Raw genomic sequence first — 22,469 nt, 5'->3', positions numbered from 1 at the left:
CTCACCCACTGCTAAAACTGCATATTTTTCACGTCATTGTAAGCTTCTAAACACTTGTTTCGTACTTGAACGGCTGTTTGTAGCGCCAATTGCGCCTCCGTCATGCGAATCATCACATTGCCTAGATCGCTTTCATCGCCGGTGATCAAATTGACAGTATCTTGATCCATGACCGCCGTTTTTTGATTCAACTGATCGACCGCATTGGTCAAGTAGGAAGAAAACTGGTTTTCCTTGGTGCCCACAACACTAGTCTCTTTTGAAGCAGCCCCCGTGCCTAGTGTCCGCAAAACGTTTTGGTAGTCTGTTAATCCTGTCGTTAAAAGTCCATCCATTTTCTCGTTACCCCTTTGATATTTCTAATGCTTTTTTCAAGATTGTTTTATTCATTTCTGAAGCAGAAACATTGGCTTCGTACGTTCGAACCGCTTGCAACATTGCCACCATTTCATCGGCAATATCCACATTTGATTGACCGACATATCCCTCAGCGTTGGCAGCGGGATTGGTAAGATCATAGGTCAGTTTTTCCGTCTCATCGGCAGCGATCCCCGTCACTTTGACACCGTATGTAGCCGGTGTTCCTTCACGACTATTTTTTAAATTTTCTGAAAAAAGAATACTCTTTTTTTGATAAGCCGCGGTTGTTTGTGTTTGATTTGTATTTACATTTGCGATATTGCTGGAGATCGTATCTAGTTTTAACCGTTCCAATGCTAGACCGCTCGCGTTGATCGTTAGTCCGTTAAATATACCCATTTGTTTTTCCTGCGCTTTCTATCAATTACTCAAGACAAGGTTCATCATTTGCAAGCGTCCGTTGACTTGTGCGGTCAATGCACTGTAATACAACCCATTGGCTGCTTGATCCAACATCTCTACCTCAAGATCCACGTTATTGCCGTTGTCTTTGATACTGGTAGTTGCATTTTCAGTGATTTTCGGTTTTACTTGAGAAACTGACGCTTCTGTTACAGCGTCGGTCCCTGACGAAGCGAGTGCCTGCTTTAATTCGCTTTCAAACACGATGCGTTTTGCTTTGTACCCATCCGTGTTGACATTAGCGATATTAGACGAAATCAATTCTGCGCGTTGTGCAGAAACGTTCATAGCTGTTTTTAATAAATCATAGGTATCCAACAATAATTGCTCCTTCCACCTTCTGTACCAAACGTTTTTTTCATCGATGGAACAGAAACAAATATATTTATTTATTTTTTTGTTATAGATTAAAAAAACAAGAAGACGTGATGTCATTATAGTAGAATTATTTTTATTTTACAATTTGATTTTTGCAACTTTACGGATATGACATTTAAGTTACAGACGTGTTATGTTATTTGTTAAACACTGTTTCATCGCAATTTCGTCCCCAGTTATAAAAAGCAAACGATCGATATAAAGCGTTTTACAAGCATATCTATGCCTTTTGATCAAAATCAGTTTTTTGATAAAAAAACAAGTATTATTCGAAAAATTGATTAAAAAATTTTCATTTGTGCCTGTTGACATGACAAACCCTGAGAAACGCTTCACGAAAAAAAACGGTACCATCTATAAATATTCACAAAAATTGCAAGCTGTACCATTTCAACAATTTGACGAAACTTGTCAAAAAAAGAACAAAAAAAGGAGAAACAGAAAATTTATTTTAGTTATTTTTTGGATTATTTTTTTTTGCTATTAAGAATGATTTTAATTCACCGATAAAATAAATGAGGGTTTAAAACCTGGAAATAGAATTTAGGAGGACGCAACAAATGGATTTTTTCTTGCTGATCGGTATTATTTTAGGATTGATATCTGTGGTGGTTGGGATGATTGTAAAAGGTGCCAATGTGGCCGTTTTGATCAATCCGGCAGCCGCGATTATCATTTTCGTCGGTGTGATCGCAGCCGTTATCAATTCATTTCCCAGCAGTGATATCAAAAAAATCCCGAAGATCTTCGGCGTTCTGCTGAAAAATAAAGAATACGACTTAAAAACAACCATCAATACCATCGTTGAATTAGCTAACCAAGCTCGGCGCGATGGCCTACTATCTCTTGAAGGTGCTATCCAAAACTTAGAAGATCCTTTTTTAAAAAAGGGCTTGGAAATGGTGGTGGATGGCATCGCTGCCGAACAGATCCAAGAAATCATGGAAAATGAGATCTATGGGATCGAAGAACGGCATCGCATCGGCTCGGCTATTTTTAAAACCGCCGGCACGAGTTCCCCGACCTTAGGGGTGTTAGGAGCCGTGATCGGGCTGATAGGGGCGCTAGGCAATTTAGAGGATGTAGAAGCACTGGGTCATATGATCTCGGCGGCTTTTGTGGCGACCCTTTATGGTATTTTCTTCGGTTATGTGCTGTTCATTCCTTTTAGCTCACGATTAACTTTGAAATCGGAGCAAGAAGTCCAAATGATGTCGATCATCGTTGAAGGGGTCTTAGCGATCCAAGCCGGACAATCGCCGAAAAGTATTGAGAAAAAATTATACAGCTTGATCGATCCGAAAAAACGGCAAGAACAATTATAAAGGGTGAAGCGACATGAAGCGAAAAAAGAAACATGAAGAACATGTAGACGAAGCGTGGCTTTTGCCTTACTCGGATATGTTGACCTTGCTGCTGGCCTTATTCATCGTCATGTTTGCCATGGCGAAAGTCGATGATGAGAAGTTTCAAGAAATCCGAAGCGAATTCGGCACCATCCTTTCCAGCCACCACAGCAACGCCTCCGTCATCGGGTCAGTGATCGATATGGGCGAGACCACGCCGCGAAAAAAAGCCGCCACTTCTGCCGAAGCACAAGCGCAAGAAGCAGCGGTCCGGACCCAACTGGAAAATCAGCAGCTAGAAAAAATCAGCGACCAGCTGTCACAAGAACTCGCCGCTTCTGGCTTAAAAGACCAGACAGAAGTCCGCTTGGAATCCGATGGCTTGCATATCACGCTAGCCAGCAGCATCTTGTTTGCCTCTGGTAGCGCCGAGATCACGGACACCACTCGTCAGTCACTGGATCTACTATCGGACTCACTGAAAAAACTAAAAGCCAACAAAATCGTGATCGCCGGGCATACCGATAACGTACCGGAAAAAGGCAATGGCCGCTACCAATCTAACTGGGATCTTAGTTCCGCTCGTGCGATTACCGTTATGGAATACTTCATCAGCAAAGGCGCCGTTTTAGAAAAAAATGCTGCCATCCAAGCCTTTGCCGATACCGAACCGAAAGCCGATAACAACACCCCACAAGGCCGCTCGGAAAACCGCCGCGTGGAGATGATCATCCAGCGGACCGAAACGACACAATAGCCCGTAATAAGGTTTTATAAATATCATTATGAAAAGCCAAGATGAGCAACATTCGTCTTGGCTTTTTTGTAGTCTCCTCCTCAACAAACAAAAATCACTCATCAGCCATTCTTGCGAATAGCTGATGAGTGATTTTTTTGCTTGATTTATTTCTCCACTTCAAAACGATTGGTCAATCGCTTCAACTCTTCTGCAATGTCTCTGAGGTCTGCCACATGGTTGGTAAATTCATCCATGGTTGCCAAGACTTCTTCTGCATTTGCGGAAACTTCTTGTGTGCCAGCGGCATTTTCTTCCGTTGATGCGGAAATGTTTTCTAAGTTTTCCAGTACACTGTTTTGAATATTTTCGATACGGGCACTGGCTGCTTCAATATGATGGATGCCTTCGATCATATAGCTGCTGCGTTGGAAAACTTCTTTTGAAGATGAGATCGCTTCTTTGATCAAGTTGGTTTGGCGAACGCCGCCTTTGACAGACGCCGACGTTTGTTTGACCATTTGACTAGACTGCTCACGAATTTCTTCAATGATCGCTTCGATTTCTTTGGTAGAAGCTTTGCTTTGTTCCGCCAATTTACGGATCTCAGCAGCCACGACGGCAAAGCCTTTGCCAGACTCGCCAGCACTTGCGGCTTCGATCGATGCATTCAAGGCTAGCAAGTTGGTTTGGTAAGAAATATCGTTGATGACCCCAATGATCGAGTTGATATTTTGGATACTATCATTCATTCCCGTCATGTTCGACATCAAGCGCTCCATCTGTGCCAACTCTTGTCGCCAGCTGTCATCGACTTGATCCATGATCGTTAAGTTTTCTTGATTGATCTTCGTAGATTCTTGCGACTTGCTGCTCATGCCGCCAACATTTTCTCGTAATTCTTTCACGACCTGCGAGAGGTTTTGCATTTGTGACACGCTGTATTCTGTTTCTTGGGCTTGAGCACCGGTCACTTCAGCAATCCCCGTAATGGTTTGAGAGACTTCTTCTGTCGCAATATTGGTTTGTTTTGACAATTCTAATAAAGAATCCGACATTCCTGCGACACTGTTGCTTTCTTTTTGTACTTTTTGGATCAATGCACCCGTGCCTTCGATCATCACATTGTAATTGTCCGCCATTTGCTGGATCTCATTGCCTGCTTTGTCTGGATAAACAACTCGGCGTGCCCATTGATCCCATGTCCATTTTTCGCCTTTGGCTCTTTTGGTTTTGCTCATCTTCTCTAGTTTGCCTTCACCGACTTTTCTAAAGTAGCGATTGAAGCAATCGATGATTGCTGCGACTACTTTGATCGCGGCATAAGAAACCAGTCCTACAAAGAGCAGCATCAAGATCGTAACGATAATGGTGGTACGGACCAACGCTCCTAACTCTTTGTCTAGATCACTAGCTTTGACTTCGGAGTACGCCCAAACATTGGAATCAGCAGACTTGTCATACAACACATCATTGACTTTATTCGAGTCGCCTAAACCAACCATGCCTGTCGGATCTTTGGCTTCTTTGATTTTTTGGAACACTTCTTCTTCTTTGATATTCTTACCGATTTGCTTGGTATTTTTTGAGGTCACGATGACCCCAGATTCTGAAACTAAGGTGACATTCCCAGTCCGCCCCACGGTAAAGGAAGACAAGATGTTTTGAATGCTTTCATAGGAAACATCGACGCTTAAAACCCCCACTTGATTATGGGAATTTTTGACCCGGATCGAAGCCGACGTCACAAATTGATTCGACACCGTATCTAAATAAGGTGCTGTCCAATACACTTCTCCTTCGGCTTTTACAGCCCCTTTGTACCACGGCCGAATTGTGGGTTTATAGTCATCCGGTAAGGGATTGAAGGTCACATACTCATCATCTTCTGTCCCAAAAGTTACTGCTAAGAAGCTGTTGCTCCCAGCAATCGCTAAAGAAAGATCTGAACGGATACGTCCCATGCTGAATTCTGTTTTCATCGCTGGCAGTTCAGCCATTGATTTCAATTTGCTTTCCGTCGATCGGCGCAAACTCTTTTCTTCCGCCAAGATCAAATTGACGGCACTTTCTTTGTTCAAATCATTTCGTTCAATCAATAAGTTCTTGGTGGTTAAATAGGAACTTGTCAGCATGACAATGATCGGGATCCCCGCAACCAGCATCAAGGTGATCATCACATAAATTCCTATCGTCTTTTTTCTTTTTTTCACAACTGTGCCACTCCTTCATTTCCAATTTCACACGATCCAATGAAGACTCGTCCGTAGACGACCCTTAGTAAGGATAATCGGTCATTTCTTTGAATATTTAAGAGGATTCATTGTCAGAAACGGCTGCAAGCGCATTTTCTTTTTTGCTAAGGCTTACGGTTGCTGTTGTAACGAATAGAAAAGCTCCTCAGTCATCAAGGAGCGTTACGACTGCATAAAAATAGCCAGCACGGAAGTTTCCGCACTGGCTGTAGGGTCCCTTTAATAGGACCGCTTCTATTGCCTATAATTCTTTGATGACGGCTTTTTCTTCCGCCGTCAAAGCGAAATCAAAGAGCGCTAAATTTTCGGCTTGATGTTTTTCTGAATGGGATTTCGGAATCACGATCACCCCACGCTCGATTTGGTAACGCAAGACCACTTGGCTCCAGGTTTTTTCATACGCTTCACCGATTTGGGTCAAGGTTTCCCGTGCCGCTTCCGAAATCCGGGAAAGCGGACCCCAGGCTTCTGGAACTACCTGATTGGCTAAGGAATAGGCGATGATCGCATCGTTCCACTTGCCTGGATGCGATTCGATTTGATTGACCGCTGGTTTGATCCGACTGTTTGCCAATAAATAGCTAAGTTCTTCTTCTTGGAAATTGGACACCCCGATCGCTTTTAAGACTCCTTTATCGACATAAGCCTCAAGAACCGCCCAGACAGCGGCGATCTCTGCCAAGTTGTCCCACGGATGATGGATCAAATAAAGATCGATCGATTCCGTCTGCAAGGCTGCTAAACTCGCTTCGACAGACGCTTTCACGGCAGCTGCATCTTGCGTATGCTCTGGTTTGCCAGGAATCTTAGAAGTCAGGAAAAATTCGCTGCGGTCGATCCCGCTTTCCTTGATGGCTTTGCCTACCACGGCTTCGTTGCGGTAAGAAATCGCCGTATCAAAATGCCGATACCCAAGCTTGATGGCAGTCAACAGCTCTGTCGTATCATCATTGATCGCACCTTGGTATTCTCGGTTTTCTTTCCCAAATGTATTCGTCCCACTGCCGATCACTGGAATCTGAATGCCGGTATTCAATTCAATCGTTTCCATGCTGCTTCCCCCTTTGTGTTGTTTCTAGTCTATCAAAAAAGCAGGAGTATGGGGAAGAAAAACTCTTATTGTCGCTAAAAAACGGGGAAAAACACAAAACGCATGTTCAAGCTGCCCCTCCTCCGTTATACTGAGGGTAAGACACGAAACACCCAAATAAGGAGGGTTACTTTTGAAAAAAACACTGTTTTTTCTTTGTGGATCACTGACATTCGGTCTAGGTACTTTAGGAATCTTTTTACCTTTCTTACCCACAACGGTCTTTTACTTGCTGACGGCTTATTTCTGGCTGCGGAGTTCCGATACCTATTATCAACGCTTGGTTCAATCAGAAAATTATCAAAAATACATTGAAAAACCACTCGTACAAAAACAGCTGAGTACCAAGGGAATGGTTCGGATGTTTGCCATGATGCTGGTAGTCTTTGCAATTCCTGCACTATTGATCCCTAATCTGCTGGTACGTTTCGTCCTCGCTGCCATCTACCTCGCCCATGTTATTGGGATCACTTGGTATTTAAAAGGACGCAAACCCGCGATTCAAAAAACGGATCAGCCCCTGTAAGGTGAAGCTGCACGAACACACCGTAATCCACCAAGCAGGCGAGCCTTGCTAGTGGACTGCGGTGTATTTTTTTCTCCTATTTTAGCGGGAGCCCACTGACGCCTCTTCGATGGTGGGGGCGGATTGGGCGATCGCTAACCAGGCAGCGGGGATTCGGTATGGGGAGCAAGAAACATAGTCGATGCCGATCTCTCGCAAAAATGCAATGGAATAGGGATCGCTGCCGACTTCGCCACAAACACCGATCGAGTGCTCTGGCTGACGATCTCTTATGCCAGTGATCGCTTGGCGCATCAAGGTACCAACACCCGCCTGATCTAAGTGCTGGTAAGGATCTTCTTGTAAGATCCCCGACTGCAAATAGGCTTGAATAAAGCTGCCTGCATCATCCCGCGAAAAGCCAAACGTCATTTGGGTCAAGTCATTGGTACCAAAACTAAAGAACGCAGCATCTTCAGCACACTCCCCAGCGATCAAGCACGCTCTAGGTGTCTCGATCATCATGCCGATCTCGATGTGCAACGGTTGCTGAAGGGTTGCTTCTGCTTGAGCGATCACCTGTGTCAACGTCGCTTTCAACACCTGCAGCTCTGCGGGCAAACTGATCAGGGGCAATAAGATCGCCGCCTCTACCTCGACTCCTTGCTGCCGCAACTCCACAGCCGCTTCACAAATCGCCGCTGTTTGCATTTCATAAATTTCTGGATAGCTGAGTCCTAAACGGCTGCCGCGATGCCCCATCATAGGATTGACCTCTTGCAGTTCGTCAATTCGCCGCTCGATCACTGCCAATGATTTTTTACTGCGGCGGGCCATCTCAAGGCGTTCATGCTCATGGGGCAAGAATTCATGGAGTGGTGGATCTAATAAACGAATCGTGCATTTTTTTCCTTGCGCGGCCTGCAGCATTTCTTGGAAATCGGCTTTTTGATAAGCCTTGATCTCAGCCAAAGCCGCCAATCGTTCCGCCTTCGTTTCTGCCAAGATGACTTCCCGCATTTTCCACAAACGCGCTTCCCCAAAAAACATATGCTCCGTCCGTGCTAAGCCGATGCCCGCTGCACCAAAGGCCAGCGCAGCCTCAATGTCATTTTTCGTTTCCGCATTTGCGTAAACCTTTAGATCTGCCTGGGCTTGTGCCCACGTCAAAAGCTGATCCAGCAAAACCCGCTCCTGTACACTGGTCATAGGCAGCTGCCCTTGATACAGTTTGCCAGTGCTGCCGTCTACGGAAAGTACGTCACCTTCTTCAATCAGCAGCTCGCCGCAGCGGGCCTGTTTCAAAAATGCATCGACACTTAATGCCTCGCACCCTACCACACAGCAGACCCCCAGACCACGGGCGACCACCGCCGCATGAGAAGTCATCCCCCCACGAGCGGTAATGATCGCTTCACTCACCACCATGCCTTCAATATCTTCAGGTGAGGTTTCCTGCCGTAGCAGCAGGACTTTTTCTCCTGTGCGGCTGGCTTTTTCCGCCGCCTCTGCAGTGAAATAGACATGTCCTGAAGCTGCCCCTGGACTAGCCGGCAAGCCCTGCGCAAAGGCTTCGGCTTGCTGTAAGGCTTCGGGGGCAAATAACGGGTGCAACAATTGATCGATCATTTCTGGTGTGATTCGGTCTAAGGCTTGCCTGATGGTGATCCGACCTTCTGCGACCATATCCGTTGCAATTTGCGCTGCCGCAGCGGCGGTTCGTTTGCCGTTTCTTGTTTGCAAGACAAACAACTGGCCGTCATCGATGGTAAATTCAATGTCTTGCATGTCTTGATAGTGATCTTCCAAACCCTCAGCCAGTTGCTTTAGTTCCTGATAAATCACAGGATGTTGTTGCGCCAACGCTTGGATCGGTTGTGGTGTACGAATGCCAGCAACCACATCTTCCCCTTGAGCACACACTAGAAATTCGCCGAAAAGTCCCGGTTCCCCGGTTGCTGGATTGCGGGTGAAGGCGACACCCGTCCCACTATTTATCCCGCTGTTGCCAAAAACCATTTCTTGAATCGTTACGGCAGTCCCTAGATCGTCAGGGATCCGATGGAGGGAACGGTAGGTCTTAGCCCGTGGGTTGTTCCATGAGCGAAAAACTGCCGTGATGGCTGCCAATAATTGCTGAAACGGGTCTTGGGGAAACGCTTCTTGGGTATGTTCCATATAAATACTTTGAAACACGCGACAGATCATTTGCCAGTCATTGCCGGTCATCATTTGGTCTGACACATAATTCTGCCGTTTCTTATAATCTGTCAAATAGGCTTCAAAGTGTTCTTTTTCTACACCTTTCACCACATCCCCATACATCTGGATCAAACGGCGGTAACAATCATAAGCAAAGACGGGGTCCCCCGTCTGCTGAGCCAACCCTTGGACGGTTTCATCATTCAACCCAAGGTTTAAGATCGTATCCATCATCCCTGGCATGGAAAACTTGGCACCACTGCGGACAGAAACCAATAACGGCGAGTGCAGTCCGCCAAATGTTTTGTTCCTGCGGACTGCCAATTCTTCGATGGCAGCTTTGACTTGCTTGATGATCGCCTCAGGAAGAACCTGTTCTTCTAAATAGGTCAGGCAAATGGTGGCCGGGACGATAAATCCCTGAGGAACAGGCAAACCCAAATTGGTCATCTCCGCAAGATTTGCCCCTTTCCCGCCTAATAATGCTTTTTGCTCTTTCGTGCCTTCTGAAAACCATACGACTGCTTTTTCCATCATGTTCCTCCTTTTAAATGTTATATACTATTTCGATTAATTAGCAGTATATAGTATGACACATTTAATCGTCAAGCCAAAAAAAGAAAACTTTTAAGGGATTTATCCTTTTTAAAAGAGAAGGATTGCCTTTTCATTCGGAAAATCATATAATCAATAGCATAGCACATAAAAGAAAGAAGGTGACACATTGGAATTAAGCCAAAGACAAATGAAAATCATTGAGATCGTCAAAGAGCATCAGCCGATCAGTGGGGAGACCATTGCGAAGCAGTTGGGTTTGAGCCGCGCAACCTTGCGGAATGACTTATCGATTTTGACCATGACCGGTTTATTAGACGCTCGACCGAAAGTCGGCTATTTCTATACAGGACAAACCGTTGAGCCTTTGCTTTTCGAAAAACTCTACCATACCAAAGTTGCAGAAGTCATGATCCCACCGTTGCTGATCTCACAAACGGTCTCCGTTTATGAAGCAGTCACGACTTTGTTTATGTACGATGTCGGTTCCCTCTATGTCAAAAATGACCAAGACGAACTGATTGGGGTACTCTCCCGCAAAGATCTGCTGCGCTTTGCGATCAGCAATGCCGCACCGGAAAAAACACCCGTAGCGATGATCATGACTCGCATGCCAAACATCGTGACCATCACACCGGAAGAAACGATCTTGACGGCTGGTACGTTGTTAGGACGACATGAAGTCGATACCTTGCCAGTGGTCGATCCACAGGAACCAAAAAAAGTCATCGGCAAAATCACGAAGACGCGGCTGATGAATTACTTTATTCAAGCAGGCAATGACAGTGACAACACACACTTTTAGGGGGCAAAAACAATGAAGAACGTTCGAATATATTTGATTTCAGATTCCGTAGGCGAAACGGCACAAAAGCTGATCGCCGCCGTTTCCGCGCAGTTTCCCACGATCGACCTTTCAGATATCCAGCTCTTTCCCTTTACTAATGATGAAGAGAGCTTAGGCGAGATCCTCAAAGATGCCTTGCTAGACAAATCGATCGTCGTTACCACCTTAGTCAATAAAGAATTAGTCGCTTTTGTTGATGCCTTTGCCAAACGGACTGGCTTGCAGCATGTCGACTTTATGTCGCCCTTGACCACGATGCTGGAAAAAACATTCGGTGTAGAAGCCGTCCAAGAGCCTGGTGCCTTGCATCGCTTGAACCAAGCATATTTCAGCCGGGTGGCCGCGATGGAATTTGCGGTGAAATACGACGACGGCAAAGACCCACGGGGATTTCTCGATGCTGACTTTGTCCTATTAGGGGTTTCGCGAACCTCAAAGACCCCATTGAGCCTATACATGGCAAATCGCGGCTACAAAGTGGCGAATCTGCCTTTGATTCCTGAAGTCGCTTTGCCAGCCGAAGTGCACCAAGTAGACCCACGGAAAATGGTCGGTTTGACTACGAATCCAGAATCCCTTACGGAAATCCGGCGGTCCCGGATGCATTCATTGGGCTTGAAAGAAGAAACCCATTACACCAATTGTGAACGAATCGAAGCAGAATTAGCCTACGCGAATGAATGGTTCAAAAAGCTGAACATTCCGGTGATCGATGTCAGCAAACGCTCCATTGAAGAAAGCGCGATGCTGATTGAAGAACAAGCCAAAGAACAGGCCCATGTTCAATAAAGACACCTTGGCAAACCTGACCGAGATCATCAACTTGGAAGCCATCCAGCAGCTGCCGAAAGCTACCGAGCATTTTGTCAGCGATCTGCATGGCGAATACGATGCCTTTGACCATATTTTGCGGAATGGTTCTGGCAGTATTCGAGAAAAAGTCGAGACTTTGTTTACCGGTGTCTTGACGAAAGAAGAACAGACCGAACTCTGTTTTGTCATTTATTATCCAGAGGAGCTATTACAAGAACAGGCCTGGACCCCTGCCGATTGGCGCTTGAAGATGGCACAGCTAGTGAAAGTTGCCCGCTTTACTTCCAGTAAATACACACGCTCCAAGGTACGCAAAGCATTGCCGACTTCTTTTGCTTACATCTTAGAAGAACTGTTGTACCAATATGATGCCGACTTCAATAAAGAAGCTTACTATCAGGCGATTTTTGATAAGATCATTGAATTAGAGGCAGCCCCGCTTTTTTGCCAAGAACTGGCGTACTTGATTCAGCGTTTCGTAGTGGACCATCTCCATGTCTTAGGCGATATCTATGATCGAGGACCGGCGCCAGACAAAATCGTCGATCGCTTGATGACTTCGCCTTCACTGGATATTCAGCTAGGCAACCATGATATCTTGTGGATCGGTAGCTTTTGCGGCTCGCTGCCCTGTTTGGCCAATACGATCCGCATCGCTGCTCGCTACGGCAATCTGGCATTATTACAAGATGGTTATGGGATCGATCTATCAAAAGCACTGGCTTTTAGCCAAAAATATTACACAGAAAATGCCGGCTTTTATCCGCAAAAAACAGTGGACCCTTTATCAAGCCAGCAAAAAAAAGCCGCCATGCTTTTGCAGCAGGCATTTGCCATCATCCAATTCAAAGTCGAAGCAGCCGTGATCCAGCGGCGACCGGCATTTGCGATGGCAGAGCGCTGCTTATTGCATCGCTTGTCTCAAGATCGACAACAAATCCAGCTAGACCAGACCTATCCTTTGATCAACGGCTGTTTTCAACTAGTAGATCCCGATGATCCTTACCGTTTGACAGCCGAAGAACATGAAGTATTGCAAGATTTGCTGAGCCAATTTCAACGCTCGCCCCGCTTAGCTGCGCATATGCGCTTTTTGGTCGAGCATGGCACATTGTACCAGCGCTTCAACGACAACCTACTGTATCACGGCTGCCTGCCTTGTCGGGAAAACGGCGATTTCCTGGCCTTTACTTTCCAGCAGCAGCCCTTAGCAGGCAAAGCGTTGATGGACTTTTTTCAGCAATGTTTGCAGGAAAGTTTTGCCCAACCAGAAAACCAAACAGACCTTGCCACCGATATGATCTGGTATCTTTGGTGTGGCGAAGGCTCTTCCCTCTTCGGCAAAAAAGCCATGAAAACCTTTGAGCGCTACTTTATAGCAGATCGCAACACTCATACGGAACAAAAAAATGCCTATTATTCTTTAAGGGAAAACGAAGACTTCTGCTGCCGTGTCCTAGCTGCCTTCGGTCTGCCGCCGACAGGCCACATCATCAATGGCCACACCCCTGTCAAAGTGCGTAAAGGCGAGACGCCCATTAAGGCAAATGGTCGTTTATTGGTGATCGATGGCGGACTCTCTCGCTCCTACCAATCCGTCACAGGCATTGCTGGTTACACGCTGTTGTCAAATTCCTTCGGCATGACCTTAGCAGCCCATCAACCCTTTACAGATCGCCAGCAAGCCATCCAGCAGCGACGTGACATCGTCACTCAGAAAAAAATCGTCGTGCGGCAAACGGAAAGAACAACGGTAGGCCAAACAGATATCGGCAAGCGGCTGCAGCAAGAAAGCCGAGTGCTTTTTGAAGAATTAAAAAATCATCCGATCCCTTGACGAGTCATTCGTCAACCAATCGGATGATTTTTTTTTACAGTCCTTTGGAACTATGAAAGGCTTTGAGTTTTTCCAACGCCTGCAGCACAATGATCAAGACCAAGATCGCTAACGCCAAAAAGAGCGTTTCTAACCCTTTTCCTTGCGCTAAAAGCAGCTCTCTTAAAATTGCTGTGATACTGATCAAAATCAAGTAACGCACCGGAATATGGTGACCTTCTTTTACGTAACGCAATAACATCAAAATAATTTCCAGTAAAATAAACAATGTCGCGATCTCTTCGATCAATAAAGAAAGATCGCTAACTTCATGCAGTGGGATCACATGGACAACGATTTTGTAGATCGCTTCCGCCATCACCACCAAAACCAACAGAACCAACAGTCCTAACATAATATCAACCACAACACTAATCAATTTTTCGAAGTGCTTAAAATACTTTCCCATAACACCCCTCCTCGCACTTATTATAGCGAAACTACTCAGAATCACTTTATGATATGCTTGCAAGTGCAGCTTTTTTTATGGAGGCAGTGAATAAAAACGTAAGACAGCTCTTTTCTGTTCCAGCAATCCTCCAAAAAACCTTCCTCTTTGCTACTTTTTGAAGTCTCAGAGTGAGGAATCGCGCATCCTTCGTGCACTTGGTGTGTTCGTGGCTCTGAACATAAGCAAATAAAAAAGCTAGGCACAAGGCCTAGCTGAAATGGTCCCTTTAGATGAGATTGATTTTTACAGTCAGGCTCAGTGAGCCCCTTCGACTGTTAGATCAACATTTTCACTCGTATCTTCCGCGGCTTCGTCGTCGCTATTGGAGGTTTCTGAAGACGGCTCAGTCGTTTCACTGCTGGAGCTGCTTGTTGTAGTACTGGTCGAACTCGTACTGGAAGAGCTTGAAGAACTGCTGCTAGCGCTACTGCTAGAAGTATCGCTGGTGGTGGTTGATCCGCCACTCGGCGCGGTACTCGAACTGCTTTCGCTACTTGCAGAAGTGCTGACGCTAGGATCTGTCTCTGCTTCACTTACGGAAACAGACGTGCCTTCATTTGTCGACGCTTCGATCGAGCGACTAGTCGTTGAAGACGATGTGTAAGAACTAACACTGGCTTCATAAAAAATCTGACTGGAATCAGAGGTTTCTTCGATACTGCTGCTTGCTGTCTGGTAAGGTGGCTCGGAGGAACTACTGGAAGAATCTCGTACAAAGGGCGCAGCCACAAAGGCATTGGCGTCTTGATTGATCGCCACACTCAAAAAAACCGCAACAAAACAACTGACTAATGCCGACTGCATATTGAACTTGAATTTCATCGCACTCCCCATCCTTTCCCCAAAAATGTGGTTGGCTCTTCCGACAACGCTCTATCTCATTCTTATATTATACAAAAAAAAGCAATCGTCAACAAATTAAGTTTTATTTTCAAAAATGACAAAGACATAATTGTCCGTTGCACAAAAAAAGCCCGAGGACAACTGCCGATCACCTGCGGGCCCATCCCTTCACTAAGGGTTGGCAGATACGACGGACGCTTGTTCCTCTGGCTTTAATGATTCCTTTATTGTTTAACCCCTTCTATTTATAAGTTACGCAGATGGTTGGGGTCATGGATCGGTGCTTCAATATCGCTGTCTCCCATGCGGGGCGTTGGATGGACGGACTCATCTGGCATTGCTGTTTCACCTGGTAACGGTTGATCGATGATCGGACCAGTATCTGCATCACGATCGGTTATTTTGTCCATCGGCTGATAATCGTAGACACCGACAACGAGTTTGTCTCGTTCAAGGTCATCACGATAACCATATAACGGATCATGCTCATCATGCCTATGAGCGGAATCGCCGAAAGAAAAAGCATCTTTGATTTTTTCCCAAAGCGAACGATCTTCATCCTCACTAGCTGCCTGCTCCACTTCCACATCATCGATGGATTCTAACCCAAATTGATCGATGACTGTTTGATTCGCAAACAGCACGATATCCTCTTTGCCATAGCCTTCGTTTGTCAATTGCTCAATAACCGGTAATACTTCTGTTCGAGTGTCGTAACTGCCAATAATCGTTAGGTTTCTGTTGTGCATGTGAAATCCTCCTTATTTTGTGTACGCTTCGATCGTTCTGGTTCTGAAGCAATTCCTTTAAAACTAGCAATTTCTATTGCTTCTTTCATTCTAACGCAGGGTTCTATGATTGACCAAATAGTTTGATTGCGCTTACGAAAAACAAGCGGTTTCTTGAAAAAAAACTAGCTGCTCCGGAAGAAGCGGATCCATCATAAAAAACCGCGTGAGCCAATGGCTTGCACGCGGTTTTTTTGCTTGTTACTTGGAAACGATCAGTTTTTGACCGACAAAGATCGTATAGCTGCTGTTGATGTTGTTCCATGATGCGAGTTGGCTGATGCTGGTGTTATATTTTTGTGCCAGTGACCATAAGCTGTCCCCTGATTTCACCGTGTGCGTCTTCGTTGAACTGCTGCTGGTATTCGTATTAGAAGACCCACTGCTAGCAGACGTCAAGTAGGCACCACTGACCCAGCCTTTGCCAGAAACATAATACCATTTGTTCGTGCCATTGACGGTCGTCCCGGTTTTTGTTGCGGTAACCGTGACGGTTGCTCCTTTACTTAAAGAACCAGTAATACTACTGCTAGTAGAAGCATCGGAACGAACATTTAAAATCTCGGTGGTTTTCATTTGCTGATTTGTGGTTGTTGAACCGTTATTATTGGAAGAGCTGCTGGTTGTTGTCAAGTAGGCACCACTGACCCAACCTTTGCCAGAAACGTAGTACCACGTTTTATTGCCTTCCACTGAAGTGCCGTTCTTTTTCGCTGTCACGGTAACGGTCACCCCTTGACCAAGCGTTGTCACAACACGGCTGCTGGTAGAAGCATCGGAGCGGACATTTAATGCGGCCGTCGTTTTCATTTGTTGATTGATACTTGAACCATTGTCTTCTTTTTCCGCTTCAGAAGCATTATTGTTGGTCACTTCAGTAAGGTAGGCACCGCTGACCCAACCTTTGCCAGAGACATAATACCAATTTTTGTTGCCATTGACTGATGTGCCGGTTTTCATGGAAGTGGCAGTAAAGGTCGTGCCTTTGCTAAGTGACCCTACCACTGATCCGCTAGTGGACGCGCTAGAACGAATATTCATCGCTTCCGTCGTCTTCATTTGCTTGTTGATCGTCGTACCGGAATTGCTATTGTCAGAACCGGTGTTGCCTGATCCGCTATTGTTGTTTGAAGAGTCGGTCGAAACCTTCGTCAAATACGCGCCGCTGACCCAACCTTTGCCAGAAATCTTATACCACGTGGTGTTGCCATTGACGCTGGTGCCGGTTTTGGTCGCCGTTGCCGTAAACGTCGTATTAGCTGCTAACGAACCAGTAATAGAGGCACTGGTGGAAGCATCGGAACGAATATTCATAGATGACGTGGTTTTCATCTGCTGATTGATCGCTGTTTCATCACTGACGATCGTTTCATTGCTATTGCCACCGCCTGCATTTGAGCTGCCGGTATCATATTGCGTTAAATTATACGTACTGATCAAATTGTTTAATTTGCTGGCATAAGAAGTATCGGTTGCATACCGCCCTTGTAGCCAAGCGGTCGCTTGTGTGTAAGAGGTCGTATTGCTTTTCCACGCACCGCTGTAATAGTAGTTGCCGCTAGAAAAACTCGTGTTACGCAACACATATGCATTGTCTTCAAAAGACTCTTTTAATGATGGGTATTTCCGAAACTTAGCGCTGATCAAATAATAATTGCCGGAACCATCATCTTCATACGTATCCATCGTCACGTATTGGCCGTTGTAGCTGCCTTTGATCCCAAACATATTGTTGGCCGTGGTCGTCAAAGTCGAGGCGCCCCAACCAGATTCCAAAATCGCTTGTGCCATCATAACAGAGGCATACAGATCGTTTGCTGCCGCCACTTCCGTTGCATAGCCGCAAATCTGACTGATAAAGGCAGCCGGATCGATCGTTGCCCGTGAAAATAATGCCCGACTAGTCAAATCCGAAAGGGCTGATGGTACTTCATCTGCTTCTAAGACTTCATCACTAGCGACTGTTGTGCTTTCTGTCGTCGCTGTTTCTGATCCCTCAGTAACTGCTTCAGCTCCTGACTCCTCTGTTATTTCCGAAGTTTCTTCGGTCACAACAGGTGCTGTCGTTGATTCTGTCGTTTCCTCAACCGGCGTGCTGTCGGTTTCTGGTGTAGTGTTTGTTGTTTGTTCAACGACCTTAAGGTCATTGCTGGTTGCTGTCGTTGCCGTTTCAGCCGCATGCCCTAAGGTCGGGATAAACGTTGATCCCGCTACTAAAGTAGTAGCCATCGTAATACTTTTTTGGGTATATTGCGTGCGCTTCAAGCGCTTTTCTAAGCGGCGTCGTTCTTTACGAATTGTCATTTAATCCCTCCGTCGTATTAGCCTTTTTTTATTGTAACACGATTTATTAAAAAATGGGGGGTTAAGATGAAAAAACAGTGAAATCAACGAGATAAATTCTTGCTATGAAACAGTTTTCTCTTTTGCTTTATCAGCCAATACTCTGTTCTAAAAAAAGAAAAAAGAGTTGTTTTAGCACCAAAAAAGCAGCCTTTATCAAAAAGACTACTTTTGGTGAATTGTTATTTAATAACAGGTGCGGGCTTTTTGGCTTTTTTTAGCATCGCATAGCCTATGTTGAGAACAAGCCCAAAAAGTGCTAAGAAAATTGCCGTATAGAAGGCTTTTGTATAATCTCCTTGGTTACTTTCTGCGATTGCTGCTGCAACTCTGGGGCCAAAGAATGCCGCCGTAGAATAACCAATAAAGACGATTCCATAGTTGACCCCTTGATTGATCGGTCCGTAATTTTCCATAACGATCGATGGGAAAACCCCCATCACGCCCCCGAAGCACAGTCCTAAACCGATGATCCCGACAGTGAAGATCACAGTTGTTTGACCAAGCGTCAATAAGAATAAGGACAATGCCACCACGCCATAGATGATCATCAACGTATTCGTCCGACCAATTTTATCAGAAACGGTGCCCCAAAGGACACGACCAAAACAGTTGCTCAATGAGTACAAGCTGACATAAAAGGCAGCGGCCGCTGCCGTCAAACCAAACATACTTTGCCCGATCACTGAGGCGTTGGAAGCAATCATCAAACCTGAGAAAGCCCCTACCCCTAACATAACAATAATCAAGTAAAAAGTTGGTGTCTTCAGCATGTCCAACCAATTTAGATTGATTTGAGGACCATTTTTTCCTTGATCCGCTGGTTGCCAACCTGCTGGACGGTAATTTTCTGGTGCTTTATGAATAAATAGACTAGCCACCAAGACGATCACGATATAGGCAATTCCTAAAATCCGAAACGCCGCTAAGACATCTTGTGATTCGATCAAACGATTCGCAATCGGTGCGGCAATAATCGCTGCCCCACCCATACCTGCTGTGATCAAGCCCGAAGCCAGTCCCCGTTTATCCGGGAATAACCGAATCGTATTGCTTAAACAAGCCGAATAGGCAAAGCCTTGCCCTAAACCAGCAAAGACTCCATAAGTCAGGTACAGCATAGCGGGTGAGTTGACCAAACCCGTCAGGAAGAAACCCGCTCCGAACAACACGCCTCCGCCAGCGATGACCCATCTAGCGGCTCCTCGGTCTGTCAGCAAACCACCCAAAATCATGGTAATCGGGCCAACTGCGGCATTGATGGTAAAGGCTAGCATGATCTCTTCCATGGACCAACCTTTTAATTGACTAAGAGGTCCTGCAAAGACACTAAAGGCGTATACAGCACCCGTACACAGCAACACTGCGGTCGAAGCGATCAGAATCAGCCAGCGATTGATTTTTGTTTCCATTTTTTCTCTCCTTTGTTTTAAGCATGTTACTTTATTCACATGTTTTTTCAAAAGCTAGCGCGCGTGACAAGTCACAACGCGCAAGGCTTTTTATTCGAGATGTTCTGCGACTGCTGTATTTCCAGCAATCCGGCCAAAAGTAAAGATGTCTGTCAACGAATTGCCGCCTAAGCGATTGCCGGCATGGATCCCCCCAGCAACTTCCCCTGCTGCATACAGCCCTTCAATGATTTGATCTTCCTTCGTCAACACATGGGTTTGCGGATCGATCTTCAATCCCCCCATCGTGTGGTGAACCGCTGGTTTTCTTGGTGTGGCATAGAAAGGCGCTTTTTCCACTTTCAAGTCGAAAACATCTTTGCCAAACTCTGGGTCTTTCCCAGCATCCACATAGCTGTTGTATTTCGCAACAGTCGCCTCTAAGACGGCTGGATCAACATTGATCTGCTCTGCCAGGCCAGCCAAGGTCTCACTGCGGAACAGCGTACCAGCAGCTACTTGCTTATCGATTTTTTCTTGACTCGTGTTATAAGCGGTTTTCTTGATCTCTTCATCCGCGATCAAATAGAACAATCCGCCATTATCGATCGCCGCTTGGGTCAATACATCGCGGCTTTCGTACTCATTGACAAAGCGCTCCCCCTTTTGATTGACCATCACAAAGTTAGCTGGCGGCACTTGCAGCCCACTGAATAAAGCCCCTGTGTTCGGATCAGATACGGGCATCATTTGTGAAAAGCCCATGCCAACAAGGTCCGCGCCAGCACTTTCCCCTAGTTTGATCCCGTCACCAGTGATCGCTGGTGAATTTGACGTTTTGATATCGTCTTCGATCTCTGTCCAATAGGTATTGTATTGTTTCAACATTTTGGTGTTCGCTCCGAACCCGCCGGAAGCCAAAATCACTGCTTTGGCATGGATTGTGATTTTTTGACCGTTACGGCCTTCCCCGATGATTCCAGTAACCTTACCATCTTCGATCAATAATTCTTTGACAGGCGTATCGGTTAAGATCGTTCCGCCATGTTCTTTCACGAATTGATGCAAAGCCGATACAAAGGCATACCCTTCGTTTTTAACTGGTTTATGCCCACGGCGCCATTTCGCTCCTACTGGCATATCGACATTGTTCATATCAAATTCTACGCCGATTTCTTCTAACCATTTCACTGAGGCCAATGCTTGATCCGTCAAGATTTTCACTAGCTCGTACCTCCCATAGATCGGTTGCCCATTCAAATCTTTGCGTTTTCCGCCTAGATAAGTTTGGATTCGATGCCACAAAGCAGAATCAAACAAGTATTCTTTTTCTGGCGTCGTTTCTGAAAGATACGCAGTGATTTGTGCCTTCAAAGCTTTGAAGTCTGGCAAGTATTCTGCATCGATGTCTTGTTCATCGATCGTCAGCACTTCTTCTAAAGCACTGCGTTCGCCAGGCAATGCGGAGAAGCCGTTTTGCCATTTTGGATCCGCAGCATTCATCGGTCCGCCAGTACGTACGGTATTGCCGCCGATCGCTGGGAATTTTTCTACTAAGATCACGTCTTTATTGGCTTGCAGCACACTGGCAGCTGCACTCAGACCTGCGCCGCCGCCACCTACGACAACGACGTCGGTAGTATACGTTTCATCTTCTGTTTGCAAAGCACTGGCGGCTTTTGGACGTTTGCGCAAGACATCTGGGTTCGCACCAGCCATTTTCACGGCTTTTGCTACCCCATCGACGACACCGTTACTAGTAACCGAAGCACCAGAGATCGCATCGACATTTAAGGTTTGCCCTTCAATGATCTCTTGAGGGATCCGTACGAAAACGACATCAGCGATCCCTTCTGATTCACCAGACGTATCGATATCGATGGCTTCGATCCGTTCTTCGCTCAATTTGACGACCATTGGTAGATCCCCGTTATGTCCTGGTGCTGTGACGGTATATTCGCCAGGCTCATAAACGACTTCTTCTGGTACGTTCAACAAATTAGCGACTTCCGTAAACCGAACGAACTTGCGGAAACAGCTTTCCAAAAAGTCGATCGTTCGTTGATCTTTTAAATTGCCTTGTTCATCAAAGGCTTGATGCGCACGTCCCAACAAGAACTCATTTCCTGGCATGACTGTCGCATTGACACCTGGAGCGTCAAGGATTTGGCGCAAATGAAGCTGTGCTCGGGAGGAGCCTTGCACATCGTAGGATGCGCCGACGATCATCACTGGTTTGCCATCAAAGGGATGGAGATTGAAGGAGAGCCATTCCAAGACGCTTTTCAATGCGGAAGGAATCGAATGGTTATGCTCTGGTGTCGCAATGATCACCCCATCGGCTGCTAAAATCTTGCTATTTAACCGTTGGATCACTTCACTATTGGTTTGATCTTGTGTTTCATTGAACATTGGAACATCCTTGATTTCCAGCAGTTCAATTTCTGCTAGGGCAGCAAATTCTCGCTGCATAAACGCTACTAATTGACGATTGGTCGATTTTTTGGCGTTCGTTCCGATTAGGCCGACAAATTTCATGACTAGTTCCTCTCTTTCTTATGCTTGTTCCCACGAAAATTTCTTTGCTCGTTCTTTAGCCGTTGAATATTCACTGACCAGACGGTTCGTGATTTCGACGAACAAGACAAATTCATTGAAACAGTCTTCTAGTTCGGCAACTTTTTCGTTATCGATCAAGTTTCCTTGTTCATCGAAGGCTTGCATGGAATGCCCTAACAAAAATTCCGCACTCGGCATGATTCGGGCTTTTACTTCAGGCGCATCTAAGATCTGACGCAAGTGGGCTTGGGCTCTCGATGAACCTAATGCACCAAGAGAAGCACCCGTGATCATCACTGGTTTATCGATCAAAGGCCGCGTCGTATAAGAAAGCCATTCGATCATGCTTTTTAACACCGCTGGGATCGAGTGGTCGTATTCTGGTGTACTGATGATTACCCCATCTGCTGCTTCGATCTTCTCTGACAAGGCTTGGACTGCCGCTGGTGCCGTCCGATCTTCTGGTTCATTAAATGCCGGCAGATCACTGATTTCGCAAAGTTCGATCTCCGCTTGGTCACTAAAATGGCTTTGAATAAATTGCAGTAAGCGACGGTTGGTCGAACGCGTCGAGTTGGTTCCTACGATTCCAATCAATTTCATTATCATCTCTCCTAATTGTGAATAATTTAACATTTAACAAAAAATAAAAAGTTTTTGACCATTGGC

Annotated in this window: 19 protein-coding genes; 6 read left to right on the top strand and 13 right to left on the bottom strand. The window is 45.7% G+C overall.

Annotated elements, in window-relative coordinates; translation table 11 throughout:
* Nucleotides 1-11 precede the first annotated feature (11 nt).
* From fliE to flgB, 3 genes are read right to left on the bottom strand one after another with little or no spacing between them, the layout of a single operon-like run.
* A complete protein-coding gene (gene fliE, locus A5877_RS09440) occupies nt 12-335 on the bottom strand; it encodes a flagellar hook-basal body complex protein FliE (protein WP_016611614.1) in 324 nt (107 codons plus the stop codon).
* A 7-nt stretch (nt 336-342) separates the two neighbouring features.
* On the bottom strand, nt 343-759 hold the full coding sequence (flgC, locus tag A5877_RS09435) for a flagellar basal body rod protein FlgC (RefSeq protein ID WP_086316743.1): 417 nt from the start codon (nt 757-759) through the stop codon (nt 343-345).
* A gap of 21 nt (nt 760-780) precedes the next feature.
* A complete protein-coding gene (gene flgB, locus A5877_RS09430; protein WP_008376628.1) occupies nt 781-1,143 on the bottom strand; it encodes a flagellar basal body rod protein FlgB in 363 nt (120 codons plus the stop codon).
* A 617-nt stretch (nt 1,144-1,760) separates the two neighbouring features.
* On the opposite strand from flgB, the gene motA reads away from it, so the two are divergent.
* Both motA and A5877_RS09415 read left to right on the top strand, forming a co-directional pair.
* A complete protein-coding gene (gene motA / locus A5877_RS09420) occupies nt 1,761-2,525 on the top strand; it encodes a flagellar motor stator protein MotA (protein ID WP_005232810.1) in 765 nt (254 codons plus the stop codon).
* Between the two features lie 13 nt (nt 2,526-2,538).
* Nucleotides 2,539-3,303 (top strand): flagellar motor protein MotB, encoded by a 765-nt coding sequence (locus A5877_RS09415; protein ID WP_008376629.1) that lies wholly within the window; start codon nt 2,539-2,541, stop codon nt 3,301-3,303.
* A gap of 146 nt (nt 3,304-3,449) precedes the next feature.
* Here A5877_RS09415 and A5877_RS09410 read toward each other — a convergent pair whose 3' ends face one another.
* Nucleotides 3,450-5,495, bottom strand: a complete 2,046-nt coding sequence (locus tag A5877_RS09410; RefSeq protein WP_008376630.1) for a methyl-accepting chemotaxis protein — start codon at nt 5,493-5,495, stop codon at nt 3,450-3,452.
* Between the two features lie 283 nt (nt 5,496-5,778).
* Nucleotides 5,779-6,588 (bottom strand): aldo/keto reductase, encoded by an 810-nt coding sequence (locus A5877_RS09405; RefSeq protein ID WP_061053548.1) that lies wholly within the window; start codon nt 6,586-6,588, stop codon nt 5,779-5,781.
* A gap of 172 nt (nt 6,589-6,760) precedes the next feature.
* On the opposite strand from A5877_RS09405, the gene A5877_RS09400 reads away from it, so the two are divergent.
* Entirely contained in the window at nt 6,761-7,153 is a 393-nt protein-coding gene (locus A5877_RS09400; RefSeq protein ID WP_005226569.1) for a YbaN family protein, read from the top strand.
* An 81-nt stretch (nt 7,154-7,234) separates the two neighbouring features.
* Here A5877_RS09400 and ppdK read toward each other — a convergent pair whose 3' ends face one another.
* Nucleotides 7,235-9,868 (bottom strand): pyruvate, phosphate dikinase, encoded by a 2,634-nt coding sequence (gene ppdK, locus A5877_RS09395; protein WP_086316741.1) that lies wholly within the window; start codon nt 9,866-9,868, stop codon nt 7,235-7,237.
* Nucleotides 9,869-10,058: 190 nt separating this feature from the next.
* On the opposite strand from ppdK, the gene A5877_RS09390 reads away from it, so the two are divergent.
* The 3 genes from A5877_RS09390 to A5877_RS09380 are packed head-to-tail and all read left to right on the top strand — an operon-like array spanning nt 10,059 to nt 13,386.
* The gene (locus tag A5877_RS09390) at nt 10,059-10,694 is read left to right on the top strand and encodes a helix-turn-helix transcriptional regulator (protein WP_005232817.1); all 636 of its coding nucleotides are present in this window, start codon (nt 10,059-10,061) and stop codon (nt 10,692-10,694) included.
* A gap of 12 nt (nt 10,695-10,706) precedes the next feature.
* Complete coding sequence (locus A5877_RS09385) at nt 10,707-11,525, top strand: pyruvate, water dikinase regulatory protein (RefSeq protein ID WP_005232818.1); 819 nt, start codon at nt 10,707-10,709, stop codon at nt 11,523-11,525.
* Entirely contained in the window at nt 11,515-13,386 is a 1,872-nt protein-coding gene (locus A5877_RS09380; protein ID WP_086316740.1) for a fructose-1,6-bisphosphatase, read from the top strand. Before A5877_RS09385 ends, A5877_RS09380 begins: the two co-directional genes overlap by 11 nt.
* A gap of 34 nt (nt 13,387-13,420) precedes the next feature.
* Here A5877_RS09380 and A5877_RS09375 read toward each other — a convergent pair whose 3' ends face one another.
* The 7 genes from A5877_RS09375 to A5877_RS09340 form a co-directional block, all read right to left on the bottom strand.
* The gene (locus tag A5877_RS09375; protein WP_005232820.1) at nt 13,421-13,834 is read right to left on the bottom strand and encodes a phosphate-starvation-inducible PsiE family protein; all 414 of its coding nucleotides are present in this window, start codon (nt 13,832-13,834) and stop codon (nt 13,421-13,423) included.
* A gap of 297 nt (nt 13,835-14,131) precedes the next feature.
* Nucleotides 14,132-14,698, bottom strand: a complete 567-nt coding sequence (locus A5877_RS09370) for a hypothetical protein (protein WP_086316739.1) — start codon at nt 14,696-14,698, stop codon at nt 14,132-14,134.
* Between the two features lie 266 nt (nt 14,699-14,964).
* Nucleotides 14,965-15,468 carry a general stress protein gene (locus A5877_RS09360; RefSeq protein ID WP_016619521.1) on the bottom strand — a complete coding sequence of 168 codons (504 nt, stop codon included), beginning with the start codon at nt 15,466-15,468 and terminating at the stop codon, nt 14,965-14,967.
* Nucleotides 15,469-15,708: 240 nt separating this feature from the next.
* Complete coding sequence (locus A5877_RS09355; protein ID WP_086316737.1) at nt 15,709-17,811, bottom strand: SH3 domain-containing protein; 2,103 nt, start codon at nt 17,809-17,811, stop codon at nt 15,709-15,711.
* A gap of 221 nt (nt 17,812-18,032) precedes the next feature.
* Nucleotides 18,033-19,262: an OFA family MFS transporter gene (locus A5877_RS09350; protein ID WP_086298937.1), complete on the bottom strand. Its 1,230-nt coding sequence runs from the start codon at nt 19,260-19,262 to the stop codon at nt 18,033-18,035.
* Between the two features lie 90 nt (nt 19,263-19,352).
* On the bottom strand, nt 19,353-21,779 hold the full coding sequence (locus tag A5877_RS09345) for a flavocytochrome c (protein WP_086298936.1): 2,427 nt from the start codon (nt 21,777-21,779) through the stop codon (nt 19,353-19,355).
* Nucleotides 21,780-21,797: 18 nt separating this feature from the next.
* Nucleotides 21,798-22,403: an NADPH-dependent FMN reductase gene (locus A5877_RS09340; protein WP_008376652.1), complete on the bottom strand. Its 606-nt coding sequence runs from the start codon at nt 22,401-22,403 to the stop codon at nt 21,798-21,800.
* Nucleotides 22,404-22,469: the final 66 nt, after the last annotated feature.

Origin of the sequence: Enterococcus sp. 3C7_DIV0644, from assembly GCF_002141235.1 — a bacterium.
Lineage (GTDB): Bacteria > Bacillota > Bacilli > Lactobacillales > Enterococcaceae > Enterococcus_D > Enterococcus_D entomosocium.
This window is presented reverse-complemented; position numbering and strand designations above follow the sequence as displayed.